At 38.4% G+C, this 14,119-nt stretch carries 10 protein-coding genes and 2 pseudogenes; 3 read left to right on the top strand and 9 right to left on the bottom strand.

Annotation, left to right across the window (positions count from 1 at the left end):
- Window positions 1–5: 5 nt before the first annotated feature.
- Together NYE63_RS09275 and NYE63_RS09270 are read right to left on the bottom strand one after the other, a co-directional pair.
- The gene (locus NYE63_RS09275; RefSeq protein WP_342604889.1) at window positions 6–1,361 is read right to left on the bottom strand and encodes a PTS transporter subunit EIIC; all 1,356 of its coding nucleotides are present in this window, start codon (window positions 1,359–1,361) and stop codon (window positions 6–8) included.
- 4 nt (window positions 1,362–1,365) lie between these two features.
- A complete protein-coding gene (locus tag NYE63_RS09270) occupies window positions 1,366–1,674 on the bottom strand; it encodes a PTS sugar transporter subunit IIB (RefSeq protein ID WP_144478530.1) in 309 nt (102 codons plus the stop codon).
- Window positions 1,675–1,962: 288 nt separating this feature from the next.
- Between NYE63_RS09270 and NYE63_RS09265 the strand changes: the two genes are divergently transcribed.
- Complete coding sequence (locus NYE63_RS09265) at window positions 1,963–2,679, top strand: GntR family transcriptional regulator (protein ID WP_342605716.1); 717 nt, start codon at window positions 1,963–1,965, stop codon at window positions 2,677–2,679.
- A gap of 643 nt (window positions 2,680–3,322) precedes the next feature.
- On the opposite strand, the gene NYE63_RS09260 is transcribed toward NYE63_RS09265, so the two are convergent.
- The 4 genes from NYE63_RS09260 to NYE63_RS09245 all read right to left on the bottom strand — a co-directional run bounded on the left by NYE63_RS09260 (window position 3,323) and on the right by NYE63_RS09245 (window position 7,320).
- The gene (locus NYE63_RS09260; RefSeq protein ID WP_342604888.1) at window positions 3,323–3,931 is read right to left on the bottom strand and encodes a methyltransferase domain-containing protein; all 609 of its coding nucleotides are present in this window, start codon (window positions 3,929–3,931) and stop codon (window positions 3,323–3,325) included.
- Window positions 3,932–4,043: 112 nt separating this feature from the next.
- A complete protein-coding gene (locus NYE63_RS09255) occupies window positions 4,044–4,853 on the bottom strand; it encodes an SDR family NAD(P)-dependent oxidoreductase (protein ID WP_342604887.1) in 810 nt (269 codons plus the stop codon).
- Window positions 4,854–5,072: 219 nt separating this feature from the next.
- Entirely contained in the window at window positions 5,073–5,438 is a 366-nt protein-coding gene (locus NYE63_RS09250; RefSeq protein WP_342604886.1) for a PqqD family protein, read from the bottom strand.
- Window positions 5,428–7,320: an oligopeptide transporter, OPT family gene (locus tag NYE63_RS09245; RefSeq protein ID WP_283901894.1), complete on the bottom strand. Its 1,893-nt coding sequence runs from the start codon at window positions 7,318–7,320 to the stop codon at window positions 5,428–5,430. Before NYE63_RS09245 ends, NYE63_RS09250 begins: the two co-directional genes overlap by 11 nt.
- 309 nt (window positions 7,321–7,629) lie before the next feature.
- On the opposite strand from NYE63_RS09245, the gene NYE63_RS09240 reads away from it, so the two are divergent.
- On the top strand, window positions 7,630–8,283 hold the full coding sequence (locus NYE63_RS09240; protein ID WP_342604885.1) for a cupin domain-containing protein: 654 nt from the start codon (window positions 7,630–7,632) through the stop codon (window positions 8,281–8,283).
- Between the two features lie 366 nt (window positions 8,284–8,649).
- Here the strand turns inward: NYE63_RS09240 and NYE63_RS09235 are convergent.
- Both NYE63_RS09235 and NYE63_RS09230 read right to left on the bottom strand, forming a co-directional pair.
- Window positions 8,650–10,047: pseudogene (locus NYE63_RS09235) on the bottom strand (IS4 family transposase).
- A gap of 304 nt (window positions 10,048–10,351) precedes the next feature.
- On the bottom strand, window positions 10,352–11,023 hold the full coding sequence (locus NYE63_RS09230) for a hypothetical protein (RefSeq protein WP_251436268.1): 672 nt from the start codon (window positions 11,021–11,023) through the stop codon (window positions 10,352–10,354).
- A gap of 368 nt (window positions 11,024–11,391) precedes the next feature.
- On the opposite strand from NYE63_RS09230, the pseudogene NYE63_RS09225 reads away from it, so the two are divergent.
- Window positions 11,392–11,645: pseudogene (locus NYE63_RS09225) on the top strand (Tn3 family transposase); the annotation flags it as partial.
- Between the two features lie 532 nt (window positions 11,646–12,177).
- Here the strand turns inward: NYE63_RS09225 and mutL are convergent.
- Window positions 12,178–14,118, bottom strand: coding sequence for a DNA mismatch repair endonuclease MutL (mutL, locus tag NYE63_RS09220; protein WP_342604884.1), 1,941 nt, complete (start codon window positions 14,116–14,118; stop codon window positions 12,178–12,180).
- Window position 14,119: the final 1 nt, after the last annotated feature.

Genomic DNA, 14,119 nt, shown 5'->3' with positions numbered 1-14,119 from the left:
TATCACTACTTTCTTAAACTGAGCGTTTCTGAATCTTTTGTAAGCTCAGTTTTATTTTTGGTGTCTATCTTCACTTGAGCATAAACGAATGGTAAATAAATCGCTGTTGAAATGACTAAGTTAATTGCAGCCAAAACCGCTCCAGACATATGCCCGCCTGTTGCCAGGAATCCACCTACAATCGGAGGGGTAACCCATGGAATCTTAGCAACGATCGGGAAAACCATTCCGCTGCTTACTGCGATATAAGAGATCACCGTTGTAATTACCGGGCCGAGAACAAATGGGATGAACCACATTGGATTCAGAACGATAGGCAATCCGAAAAGAATGGGTTCGTTAATCTGGAACACTCCTGGTGCCCCTCCGAGTGCAATCATCTGTTTATACCGTTTCCGACCGGCAATGATCATTGCAATGATAAGGCCCAATGTTGCACCAGATCCGCCTAAATAAACAAATGCATCCAGGAAAGAACCCGCCAATACCCCGTATTGGTCCATGTCTTTGACGCCTTTTGCATATAAATCGATATTTTTCACTCCCGAACTTTCAAAAAGCGGTGTCGTTATCCCGCCAAGGATATTGGGTCCATGCAAACCGATCATCCATAATAAATGAACAAGAAATACTAGTAAAATAGCGAATGGCAATGAATCTACTGCACTTTGTAATGGAGATACAATCACTTTACTCAGCCAGTCATTCAGTACCTGCCCATCCGTAATTTTACGGAATAGCAGTCCAAATACACCAGCGATAAAGATCGTTGCCATACCCGGCACTAACTTTGCAAATGAACGGGCTACCGCTGGAGGTACTCCATCAGGAAGCTTGATGACTAAATATTTCACTCGGGAAAGTCTCACAAAGATTTCAGTGGCTATTAAGGCAACGACAATTCCTGTAAATAGGGCAGTAGCATTAAAATAGTTCACGCTTACAAAACCCCATGCCCCGCCTGTAACATCCTTATCATTGATAGTTAAAGTGACATTTCCGATTTGAGGTAATAATAAAAAGAAACAGGCTGCGGAAACCAGCATCGCTTCAAAACCATCGTCACCGTATGATTGTGCCAATTTATAAGAGATTCCGAATACAGCGAATACAGTCATGAATGCAAAGGTTCCAAACCAAATGTCACCGCCCAGCGTATTCCATGCAGGACCGAAGATAGCCTCCATCATTCTTCCATAAGGCTTGATGACTTGCCCAAGATTATTAAACAGGACGGCGAATGACCCGATCATTGTAATCGCTATCATTCCAATCAATGCGTCACGAATCGCAAGCAAATGCCGGTTATTTCCTACCTTTACCGCCCCAGGCATAATATACTTATCAATAAAAGTCATCATATCCTTATTCTCCTTTTATTAAAGTAGTGGCTTGTTTTAGTACTTCTTCACCATTACATAGTCCATAGAACATTGGATTGATGGTTGCAACTGGAATTCCCTTTTCTTTCCCCGCTTCCTGTAACTTGGAAAGAAGATATCTAACCTGCGGACCTAATAAAATCACATCAGCCTTATCTATTTCATTGTTCACTTCTGTAGAACCCACAGCCCATATATGACATTCTATCCCTTGTTTTTTAGCGCTTTCCTCCATCTTGGTAACTAATAAACTAGTAGACATCCCTGCAGAACAACATAATAAGATATTCATTGAAATTACCCCCCTTTTAATGATTGATTATTCAGTATTTTCAAGTGAGACTAAACCGCATTTTTATAATAATGGATGTTACTTTGTTTTATCACTTCCCTTGAAAGGATATATGAAATGGGTATTATTACCTCCATACATACATTGTAGTTACAAATCTAAAAAATATCAACACAATTTTTAATTTGTTACTACAAATTTGTGAATTAAAGTTGATTATTGAACTTATCCGAGATAATCTATATGTATATAATGGGAATGAACTTAGGAGGAATCACTGTGGAGACCATGAATAAAGAAGCGGCATTGCATTCCATAGTTAAGGAATCGATTATCGATCTCATAAAAAATGGCGAATATCAAACAAATACGAAATTACCGACTGAGGCCGAATTTTGTAAAATATACGGAGTAAGCAGGACAACAGTTCGCACGGCCTTACAGCAATTGAACGTCGAAGGCTATATCTACCGTGTTCAAGGAAAAGGTACCTTCGTTTCGGAGAATAAAGTTAAGCAATTTCTTACAAGCACTGTTGAAAAGTTCTCTGAGCAAGTCACGATGCAAGGAAAAAACCCTTCTACAAAGGTCATTAGCTTAAAAGTGATTGAAGCAAATGCTACCCTTGCCAAGCTTTTTAAACAAAATATTGGAGACCCCGTAAACAAACTGGAACGGATACGTTACGTAAACGACATCCCCCTTCAATATGAAATCGCCTTTCTCCCTTGGTATAAAACACCTGGGCTTAATATCGAAGCCTGTGAAAAATCACTCTTTAATGTACTTGAAACACAATTCAATTTAAAAGTAAAAAAAACGGTTGAACACTTGGAGTTTTCACTTGCTGACGATTCCATTTCTAATAAATTGGATGTACCAAACGGTTCACCTTGTTTTTCCTTAGAAACTTACACATATGAGAATGATGGATCGGTCATTGAATTCTCTAAAACTCTCTTTAGAGGCGATCGTGCACACTTTGTCATCGAGCGGAACTATTGATTATTAATAGATAAAAAAAGACGGATGCCCTATTAATTAAGGCATCCCATTTTTTGTGCGATTTTTATACGGCATATTGATTCTAATTCGGTATGCCCCCATCCCGAACCATGGTTTTAAAAGAAGACTTGTTTATCCTTCATGCTATTTATTTTATATAAAAGAAACCCTCACTAGATTTTGCGACACTCCTGTCGAATAGCTGGCTAGCCAAAAACCCACAGACGCTTGCGGCAAGGAGGCTTGACAGTCAGTCGGCGGAAAGGGAGCGAAATTCTAAAATCATCTGGAACTTTTTTATATAAAAAAACTCTAGGCAAACGACTTTTCATCGAATTCGACTACAGTCTGAGAGGAAATCATAACGATTACCTCTTTTCACACTTACAAATATATTCATTAAACGAGTAAAATTTACAAATATAGCACAATAACCTAACCTGACAGAAGTAATAAAGCGGACAACAGCCGAAAGCTCTGGAACATTTTAACTTTTATGATTTGGCATCAAATTTATATAAAAAAACAATATGCTGTAAATAAAGTACCATTATTGGCTTGTTTACTCATTGCACCCAAGCATCAATTAATGATTGCTTGGGTGCCTTTTATATTTGAATATCACCCAATAACGAGTATCCATTCAATTTAACAATTGGTATATGACGAATTTCTCAAAAGGATTAGATTCAGTAAAGCCAGGTAACATCACTTCGTTTTTCAGCTCGAAGACGGTTTGATTTTCGAGAAAAAAAATATAATCCTGAGAAGCATAAAATAATATAAGTTCGATTTGGCGCGGTTCTTTTTCAAAGGAAAGCAATATGTTATTGATGGTTTTCATGAAAATCTGTACCGAGAACGGATTAAAGAAATAAAAACGATTGTCTTTCGTATCAATATCATATTCTTCTGCCAAACAACAGTGGAATTCTATATTGCCATTGTTGTTTTTCCTTTTCTTCATGTAGCCATTTAGATTCTCGATCGCTTCTTTATAGAAATTTTCATTCATCTCCACGCCAACCACAGATGATTGATATAAGTGATGGATAAAAAAATTCAAGCGTCCTTTACCGCATCCAAAATCCACAATGCGATCATTTCTTTTCAGTGCATATTTTTTGAATAAATGTTCTAATGCGCTGTATGGCGTAGGCTCGTATCTGTGATAATGCAAAGAATCATTGAAATTTTTTTGTTCACCTTCCGTCTTGATGTTCAGCATTTCATCATAATTCGTTTCTTCCATTGTTATTTGCACCTGCTTCATGGTTTTTTCATAAAGGGATTCCTAATTAAAAAACCCCGAATAAGGTTGATCTTATCCAGGGTAAAGTCTTTTTATATGGATGTCCAGACAATTAATTGGATTTTGCTTTAGTTACATAATCATTAAAATCAGAGATGCTTGGGTTGGCCATATAATGACCGCCTTCCACTTGGATCGTCTGACCTGTAATGAATTTGGACTCATCAGATGCAAGGAATAGAACTGTATATCCGATATCATCCGCTTCACCATGATATGGCAATGCATTAAATTTGGCAAAAATATCGAGTACGGCCGGAGGCATATTATTTTTCGCTGCAGGAGTTAGAATAAGGCCTGGTGCCACTCCATTACAACGAATATGATCTTTACCATACTGCGCAGCGATATAACGGGTCAAATTCACTACCCCCGCTTTGGAGGCACCATATGCAGAACGTACGGAGTCACCCGTAAATCCAGCCATGGATGCCGTATTGATTATCGATCCCCCTCCCGCTTTAATCATGTGAGGAATGGCAAACCTGCTTCCCAATAGGACACTTTTTAAATTCACATCCATAAGTCGGTCCCATTCTTCCAAATCTAAATTCACGACATCCAGATCTTTATGTAGGTTAGTTAAACCCACATTATTAACAAGTACCGTAACCGTTCCATATTGTTCAATTGTAAAGTCGACTGCTGACTGGATGGAATCTGCTTGTCCAGCATCCAAGAATACTCCAGCCGCTTCCCCACCTTGTTTTTTAATGTTTTCAGCTGCTTCTTTTGCTCCTGCTTCGTTAAAATCAGCAATCACGACTTTTGCGCCTTCTTTAGCCATTAGCGTGGATATGGATAACCCAATACCTGAAGCTCCACCTGTCACTAATGCTACTTTATCTTGTACTCTCCCCATAATAACCCACCTGCTCTTCAAAATTGAATATTACTGCTTTATTAATCATGACTAACAGTACAAGAATACAACATATATAAAGTCGTTACAAATAATTATACCCATAGTCTATTTTCGTAAAATGTAGATTATTAGAATGTCGTAACCCTAATGAAAATTTTGTTTACCAAATCCATAACAGAAAAAAGCTGAAGCATCATAAAGAGCTTCAGCTTTTTTTCATTTTTCTTCTTGATCATCCCATATGATCCAATCATGGACCTCAAGTATTTCCAGAAATTTCATCAACCGCGGTAAGACTGGTTCTGCTTCCTCACCAAAATGTTCGCTCATCGCTTCTGAAATCTGATTTACATTGCTTTGGAACTCCATCTGTTTAATCGCATATGTACCAAACTTATCAAGCTTGATTTTACGGACTGATGGTTGTTTAAAGAAACGAATTGTAATTCGTTCCACAAAATTGGTCCTTTGAATGACTAAAAAAGTTGCTTCCGAAGATTCTTGTACCATAGTGACGCGTTTTTCCAAAAGGGGAACCATGGTTAACAGGTTCCTCTTTTTTGATTGGCGTTTACGAAGCATCTTCTTTTTTCCCTTTACTGGATACGAACCAAAGCAATCCAGCTAGAGCAAGGAATAGTAGGAAAGGCAGCAAATTGCTGGCTAATTTAGCCGCAGCCGGAACTTGGACACCTGCTGCGATCAATATGGCAATAAGTACACCAATCAATGATTCACCCGCTATTAAACCAGAGGCAAATAATACACCTCTATCAACCCGTGCTTTAAGTGCTTCTTTTGTTTTCGAGAAGAACTCAACGAAGAATCGAATAAATCCACCGATCATGATCGGGGCACTGGTATGAACCGGCAAGTAAATGCCGACTGCAACAACAAGTGAATTCAGACCGAAAAACTCTAATGTGATGGAAATAGCCGCACCGATAAAGATGAGAGTCCAAGGTAAATCTCCCCCAAGAACACCTTCAGCAAGTATTTTCATTAGTGCCGCTTTAGGTGCAGGTAGTTCTGCAGATCCCATCGTATATGCGTTATCCATTAGAACCAGGATAAAACCAATGACAGAAGCGGACGCAACAACACCGATCATCATGGCAACTTGTTGTTTCCATGGTGTTCCGCCGACGATATATCCTGTTTTTAGATCTTGAGAAACATCACCTGAAACCGCAAGTGCTGTACAAATGATCGCAGCAACAGTTAAAGCGGCTACCATTCCAGTCGTACCAGTAAAACCAGTAGCTTTATAGACAATCGCTACAATCAATAGCGTAGCTATTGTCATTCCAGAAACAGGGGAAGATGAACTTCCGACGATCCCAACAACCCTTGAAGCCACTGTCACGAATAAAAATCCAAAAATCGCAATTGCAATCGCACCGATGATTCCCACATCTGTTATAGGTGTGAAAGCAATGATTAAAATAACGATGATCGTTCCCAACCAAACGTATTTAGCCGGTATGTCTTGTTCTGTACGGATCGAACCTGATTTTAGATGTCCTTTATTGGCTTTTACGCCTTTAAGAGTATCAAAAACTGAACTAAAAAGTATTGGTAATGTTTTGATCAATGTGATCAATCCGCCAGTTGCAACGGCACCAGCACCAATATAGCGTATATAATTATCCCAAATTCCCCATGCATCCAATTCACCGATCGGTACATCAGAAGGGAAAATGGCTGTTCCATTGCTTCCGCCAAAAAAGCTGATGGCCGGTATTAGTACAACCCAGGCTAATAAACCCCCACCTAGCATTTGTCCTGCAACACGCGGTCCAATAATATAACCTACACCCAAAAGGGAAGGAAAGGCATCAAGACCAACCACTGCATTTTTAAAATTCGTGATTCCTGTTTCAACCTCTGTCTTGAAAAGCTTAAACCCATCACCAAGCCCTTTAACGACACCGCCGATAACCAAACCGGCTCCGATTAGTTTCGCGCTTGTACCACCCTTTTCTCCTGACTTCAGGACCTCGGCACATGCCGTACCTTCAGGATATGGTAATGTTTCATGTTCCCTTACAATCAAAAGCTGGCGAAGGGGAACCATCATGAAGACCCCTAAAAATCCCCCAGTTAATACAACGAAAATGATGAATGCTTGACTCACGTCCATGTCCCACATGAATAATGCTGGTATGGTAAATACAGCACCGGCACCGATAGCCTCACCTGCCGTGGTCATCGTTTGCACAATATTGTTTTCTAATATTGAATCCCTGCGAAAAACCCCTCTTAAGATAGCCATTGAAATTACCGCCGCGGGTATTGAAGCAGAGACAGTTAAACCAATAAGTAGGCCTAAGTATGCATTTGCCGCCCCGAATACGATTGCAAGAATGATCCCTAGAATGATTGCAGTTGCAGTTAATTCCGGTAGAGATTTAGATGCAGAGACGTACGGAACGAATTTACTCTCTTTTGAATTGTTCGACAATTTAGCCACTTCCTATGTTAAACTTTAAAATCACAGAGAATATTATATCACTGTAATTTAAAGTCACGCAATGGGAAAAATCTGCTTATCAAAAGTTTGATTATATCAAAAATTCAGTTTAGTGGTTTTAGTTTTAAAATATATAAAAATAATATTCATCTAATAACATGGCTAATACGTTACACGAAATCCATGCTCTCATTCATTTCATTAACTCCATAAGCAAATAACCCACTGGGTTATTGCACATTAAAATGAGAACTAACATATCCTGAAAAATCAAGTCTTAAAAAAAGGAATGATAAATCCATGGTCTCCTATATGGACTATACTTCACCATCCACACAATACTTTTTTGATGTTAATAAAAGCAATTTAATGAAAAAAGACAATCAAAACTATATAAATGTATTAGGTATCAAACAATTGAATACACTCGAAAATGTTTCTTTATTAGATATTTACCTTAGTGTAAACAATGTCGTAGAACCACATTATCACCAAAATGCTGCAGAGCTAGTGTATTGCATTTCTGGAGCGGCAACCGTTTCATTACTGAACCCTTTTACTAAGCAAATACAAAATTATCCCATTAAACCTGGCCAAGTAGCCAACGTTCCACAAGGTTGGTGGCATTATGAAGTGGCTAATACTGATAATACTCATCTGCTGGCCATTTTTAATGCACCAACACCTGAGGTGATCCTGGGTTCGGATATCTTGAAATTGACACCTGCAAATATTATGGCACATACGTATTGCATGGATGAAAATCAATGGAAAAAAGCAATTGCACCGGTTCAACCCTCAACATTCATCGGTCCGCCAGCAAACTGCCATCGAGCGGCCGAAGAAGACATGCAGCAATATCCACAATATATTAATCACTATGATAACCCAATGTATACTGACCCGGCGTACAACCATCAATTCCAGCCTAATCCCCCATATTATTATTATTGATGACCTTATTCATGGCCTGTTCAAGGGCCTATACACCTTCATGGATGACGTCTGAAAAATCGGAATCGAAAATGGAGACCCCTATTACATAAGGGTTCTCCATTGCTTTTAATTACATGACCCGTTTAATAAGCCGAACTTATTTTCTCCGCGACATCTTACATTAAGGTGGTCAGCCAATGCGGTTTTAAAAGTATTATAAAATCCATAACAAACTTGGATACAATTATTATACAATTTTCTATATATTCTACCGAGTTTCTTCTTATAATATAATATAAAAGTGTGTTCTCTTTAATTTGCTATGGTAACACTATAAATATCGCATGACAAAAAAAACCATCAAATAGGTTTTTTAAAAAAATATTAGACAGCTTTAAGTTTTTGTGACGTACAATCATACACAATACCTAAGATATCAAAGACCGTTTTCTTGTTATAACGATGACATTTCCGTCCGTTTTTCTCCAAAAGGTGAAACAGACGGAAAAAAGTTCTTTGGCGTCCTTTTGTAATCAAACAATAAATAATAGTCTTTTATCATTTAGATGGATTTATATTCACTTAACTCCTTCTTTTTCTTTTCTAAAAGTAACTGACGCATTCTAAACAGCGTAGATGAACAGAGTAAAATGCTAATAAGTTGCCCATACAAGTGACACTCTAAGCGTTCCCTCTTAATCTCTTTGCACTTGTCAATTTGTAAGAAAGATTTCCATGTCTTAAATAGAATTTCAATCTGCCAACGTAACGAATACAGTTCATGAATATGTTCCGTTGGAACGTCTTCTAAAGAAAGATTTGAATATATACGTTCATTCCACTTAATCGTTTGCTTCGGTCTTTATAGGTAATGCCCTTCTTCTTTGTTCTTTCAATCTTTTCTCTGTTTGTACCTCAGTTAATCGATGAATAATTACTCGGGCGGGTAGTTTTTGATACAGCCCAATGTATGCTTCTGAAAATTCAAGTGTTTGACCAGGTTGAAGTTGATTCATAAGCTCTTCCGTGTCTAACTGAATAAAGAGAGTACCTTTCTTCACAGTCCCATTCCGAAAAAACTCTGGTTCATCATTCTTACGATATATACGAGAATTCAACTTCAAACGTGAGACATAGTAAGCACCTTCATCATTCATTTTCTGTAAGTCGTGTAAGTCGAAATACCCTAAATCCCTTATGTATAAGTCTTTCGGTTGAATGGTTAGTAGACTTGTGGAACCGAAGGTTTTATCATTTTCTCTCCCTTTTCCTACATAAACGTGGAGGAACTTCCCACTCAATAAGTCATATCAAGTTGGATTTTAACACCTGCGGTATGGCTACTTCCGCCAGAACCTTGATAATGTGAAGCAAACTTATCTGGAAGTTGAAATGTTGTAGAATCTAGGATCCGAATACGTTTAAAAGTCGTGGAGTATGGATGAAGTATTTCTTGTATTGAATGAATTCTTTGAGTTAGAAGATTAGCTAGAACTTGTTGAAGAAACTGTACGGCTGAACCATTAAATCGTTGATTAAGCCCTTCGGGGCTCATGAGGACACCTGTAGATGCTTCGAGACGGCTACACAATTGTGTGAGTGGTGTACTCGCGACCTGTTGACTAAGCCATGCACATAAAGCAATTAATTCTTGTGCTTGATATTTACTTGAGGTTGAACAAAACCAACTTCTTTAGCTAATTGTTGTAGAGAAGATGGAGATAAGTAGTTTTGAAGTTCTTGAAAAAAGAGATTCATTTCGTCTGAAACAGAAAAACTCATAGAAAACGCCATCCTTCCTGTATATTTCTACAAAAAGAATAGCGTTTTTTTGTAATGATGATACAAATTCACCTTAGCTTGATGGCGGTGGGGTCCCGCCAACATTTTAACGAAAATATACGCTAAGCCTTCGGATGTGACCGGCCCCGGCCGTCTCTCTTCTATAAAGGCTGTTTTTATGAAGTAAATCTTTTTGTTTTTGATAACAAAATGGGAATATTTGTTTTCGTGTGAATAAGTCGAAAATATATAAAGGTGAACAAAACCCTGTATATTTTCGACTTGTTGCTAAAGTACCAGTGTATCATTCACATCTGTACTTGAACTGAGGCTCTGTCTGTATATAAAAAGCATTTCTTACTTGTGCACTCCAATTTGCAAAGGCTGATCTCCATTCAGGAGTGTTAAAGAATTGATCTACAGTTTGAGTTTCAGAATGCCAAACTATAAATAGGTTGAGTGGGGCAATTCCTCCTGCCCAAATTCCATTATTTGCGTCAGTATCTTCTTCCCTTACTAATAATAAGGGTAGACCAAATTGAAAAGCCATTGAAGGTTCTACTTGTGAATAAACTGATCCTATCCAGAATGGAGTGGATGGTGGAAGTGGTCCTGCATTGACATCAACTGTTTGAATTTTAAAACGACGAAGGTTTACTGCCAACATTCCATAGCTTGATGAAACTAACCGACGAATATCAGTTAAAATGGATTCGGGATAACTTTCGCTTAATGGTAATGTACGCGGAAAAAGCAAAGCATTCTCAATCTCTAAAATTAAACGGTTTAGAAACCGTTGTTGGTTGTCATTTAAATGAGTTGTCGTACTTAAAAATATAGGAATACGATAAGCACGGTCAATACACTCTTGGTGTGCCGATTCTATTTTCGCTTTATCTTTACGTAAAGAGCTATGCTCATTATTACTTACTTTCTCTTCATCCTTGCGTGAAGAGCTATTCTTATTTTTACTCACTTTCTCACCTCCTTTTTTTATTAGTATATGGAAAAGGAATAAGTGAGTTTGGACATAACAGGTTTCCATAATAGAGAAACAAAAATTAGTAATTTTGTCTAAATTCGAATAATTTTATAAAAAATTAATTTAACTGAAGCAGGAAATAAGTAATCTATCATTAGATATCCAAAATAAGCTTTTTAAAGAAGTCAATGTTGAGGAAAAAATATAACCCACAACAAGATTGTGGGAAAATGCTATATAGATATGAATACTTTGTGTTCAAAATTAACCTTGTTATTATTTTTTATTCTGGGAACCGTATCATAAATAGTGGTAAAGCGGAGAATCGAGCTGATTATATGCTCAAAGGATGCAAACATGCCGAGCTGCGAGAACGTGCGTTACAAGTTCAACTCCAACGGGCAAGTGCATTAAACATTATCATCAATGCGATTAGTGTTTGGAACACGCTGAGCAAGCAACAAAACACCGCAAAAAGCAAGGTAAACTTCAGGAAGAACTACTAAACCATATTGGATGGGAACATATCAATTTCTTGGGCGAATACAAATTCAATTTCAGGCAAAATTCTTCTCTCGATTCATTACGACCGCTGAAACAACAAGAGGATGAGTGACTGGTGTTCGGGTATACCGCCCGGACTATTGGGCTTAGAGTAAGAAAAAACGCTAAGCCGGTCACATCCGAAGGCTTAGCGTATATTTTCGTTAAAATGTGGCGGGACCCCATCGCTATCAAACTAACAATAACGAGTTACCCCAAAACGATAAAAACGAGTAAGATGCACAAAATTTTCGTTCTGGGGGTATTATGTTATCTTACCTTGATGGGCATGGGGTACGCCTTTTCAAAGCAAGATTATCGTAATAAAAGAGTGATATAGTACAAGCATGATTTACGAAATACAAATGCAATTAAAATGTTGGAGATCGGAGAAAATCCTATAGTGGTATCAGAAAGATTAGGACATTCAAAAGTTTATATAACCATTGATGAAATATAATCATATTACTCAGAATATTCAGTACTCTTAGGCTGAAAACTTTTCAAACTCTTTGTTTTAAAGAGTATGGACCCATTTTAATGTGGTCATTTAAATTAAAAAGCAATGGAGAACCCGATTACATAAGGGTTCTCCATTGCTTTTATTACATGATCCGCTTGAACATTTTCTCCATTTCATAAATGGAATAAGAGATGATGATAGGTCTTCCATGAGGGCATGTGAAGGGATCTGTTGTCCGCCTTAGTTCATCCAACAGTGCTTGGATTTCATCATTCCGCAGATGACGGTTTGCCTTTATGGAGGCTTTACAGCTCATCATGATAGCTGCTTCTTCGCGCAATTTTTTGATGTCGACCTTTTTCATCGATAGCAATTGTTCGATCATTTCTTCAAGGATTTCCTGTTCAATTCCTTTAGGGAACCATTGTGGATGCGATCTGACAATAAAAGCGTTATATCCAAACTCCTCTAAATAGACGCCGACTTTTTCCAATTCATGCCGATATTCATTTATCCGGATACATTGGTCTGTTGAAAATTCAAGGGTGATGGGGACAAGCATATCCTGTAGCTCGTTTTCAACACGTCCGACCTTTTCTTTAAAATATTCGTATTTAATCCGTTCCTGGGCAGCATGCTGGTCTATGATATACAAACCTTTTTCGTTTTGGGCGAAAATATATGTTCCATGCATTTGCCCAATCGGGTACATCGGAGGGATTCGGCTATCCGGTTCATTCGCCTCGATTTCTTCCTCTTTTTCGACAGTATAGGTTGTATACTTTTCAGCTGACTCGAAATAAGTTTTGCTTTCATCATCTTGTAAGACCGGTATATAGGCATCTGCCTCTTGCTGCTGTTCATTGCTATAGATTATTTCCTTTATTGGTTCAAGATTGAAATCTTCATTATGATCCACGTAACTCTTTTGTTCCTGCTTTTCCCGAATCAAGGTATCCTTCAAGAGTGAAGCTTCTTTCTTGGCTTCTTCAAGGACCCGCTTGCCGCTTTCCACAACATGGTCCAATTCCAGCGTAGTTTGCTCACTTTTCACCTGTTCCGGCTTTGCTGTTGGTGTATACCCACTTGGTATTAGAGACATCTTTTTAAACGAAGATTTAATCGTTTCCGATACAAGACTGTACAATTCCTGTTCCTTGCTGAGCCTTACCTCCATTTTGGATGGATGTACATTGACATCGACAAGAATCGGATCCATTTCAATATTCAACAAAGCAATTGGAAAACGTCCAATTGGAAGAAGTGTATGATAACCATCCAGGATTGCTTTCACGAGTGCATAGTTTTTTATGAAGCGGCCGTTTATCATGGTTGAAATATAATTCCTTGAAGCCCGGGTGACCTCAGGCATAACGATATATCCGGATAATTTGAAGTCCAAGGAGCTTGCCTGAACCGGAATCATCTTTTTGGCAATATTCGTACCATAGATTGCGGCTAGCACCTGCCTGACATCACCGTTACCATTCGTATGCAGAATACGCTTCTCGTTGTGAGATAACCGTATAGAAACATCCGGGTGGGAAAGTGCGAGCCTGTTAGCGACATCCGTAATATTTCCTAGCTCGGTATGAATGGTTTTCATATATTTCAACCTTGCAGGAGTATTGTAAAACAAGTCGGAAACCAGGATATCCGTTCCTTTACGGCTGGATGAAGCCTCGAGTTCCTTAACCATGCCGCCTTCAAGAAGTATGCGCGTTCCTACACCTTCGCCAGTGCTGCTTTTCATTTCAAAACGGGAAACTGAAGCAATACTGGGCATTGCTTCACCGCGGAAGCCAAGTGTTCGAATTCGGAAAAGATCATTTTCATCTTTTATTTTACTTGTGGCGTGGCGTTTAAATGCCGCTTCTATGTCATCAGCCATAATCCCATCGCCATTATCCACGATCCGAATGGAACCAAGTCCAGCCTCCACCAATTCAATCTCTATAATGGTACTGTTTGCATCTATTGCGTTTTCCACAAGTTCCTTAACGACTGAGGCTGGGCGTTCAACAACTTCTCCAGCTGCGATTTTATTAGATAAAGCCTCATCAAGCTGTATGATTTTCCCCATT

The sequence above is a fragment of the Peribacillus sp. FSL E2-0159 genome, assembly GCF_038643155.1.
GTDB classification, from domain to species: domain Bacteria; phylum Bacillota; class Bacilli; order Bacillales; family DSM-1321; genus Peribacillus; species Peribacillus simplex.
Note: the sequence above shows the minus strand (reverse complement) of the source record. Positions and strands in the feature narration are given on the sequence as shown.

Coding starts and splice junctions, on each gene's coding strand:
- NYE63_RS09275 (WP_342604889.1), bottom strand. CDS start 1,361: ATGATGACTTTTATTGATAAGTATATTATGCCTGGGGCGGTAAAGGTA.
- NYE63_RS09270 (WP_144478530.1), bottom strand. CDS start 1,674: ATGAATATCTTATTATGTTGTTCTGCAGGGATGTCTACTAGTTTATTA.
- NYE63_RS09265 (WP_342605716.1), top strand. CDS start 1,963: ATGAATAAAGAAGCGGCATTGCATTCCATAGTTAAGGAATCGATTATC.
- NYE63_RS09260 (WP_342604888.1), bottom strand. CDS start 3,931: ATGGAAGAAACGAATTATGATGAAATGCTGAACATCAAGACGGAAGGT.
- NYE63_RS09255 (WP_342604887.1), bottom strand. CDS start 4,853: ATGGGGAGAGTACAAGATAAAGTAGCATTAGTGACAGGTGGAGCTTCA.
- NYE63_RS09250 (WP_342604886.1), bottom strand. CDS start 5,438: ATGCTTCGTAAACGCCAATCAAAAAAGAGGAACCTGTTAACCATGGTT.
- NYE63_RS09240 (WP_342604885.1), top strand. CDS start 7,630: ATGGTCTCCTATATGGACTATACTTCACCATCCACACAATACTTTTTT.
- mutL (WP_342604884.1), bottom strand. CDS start 14,118: ATGGGGAAAATCATACAGCTTGATGAGGCTTTATCTAATAAAATCGCA.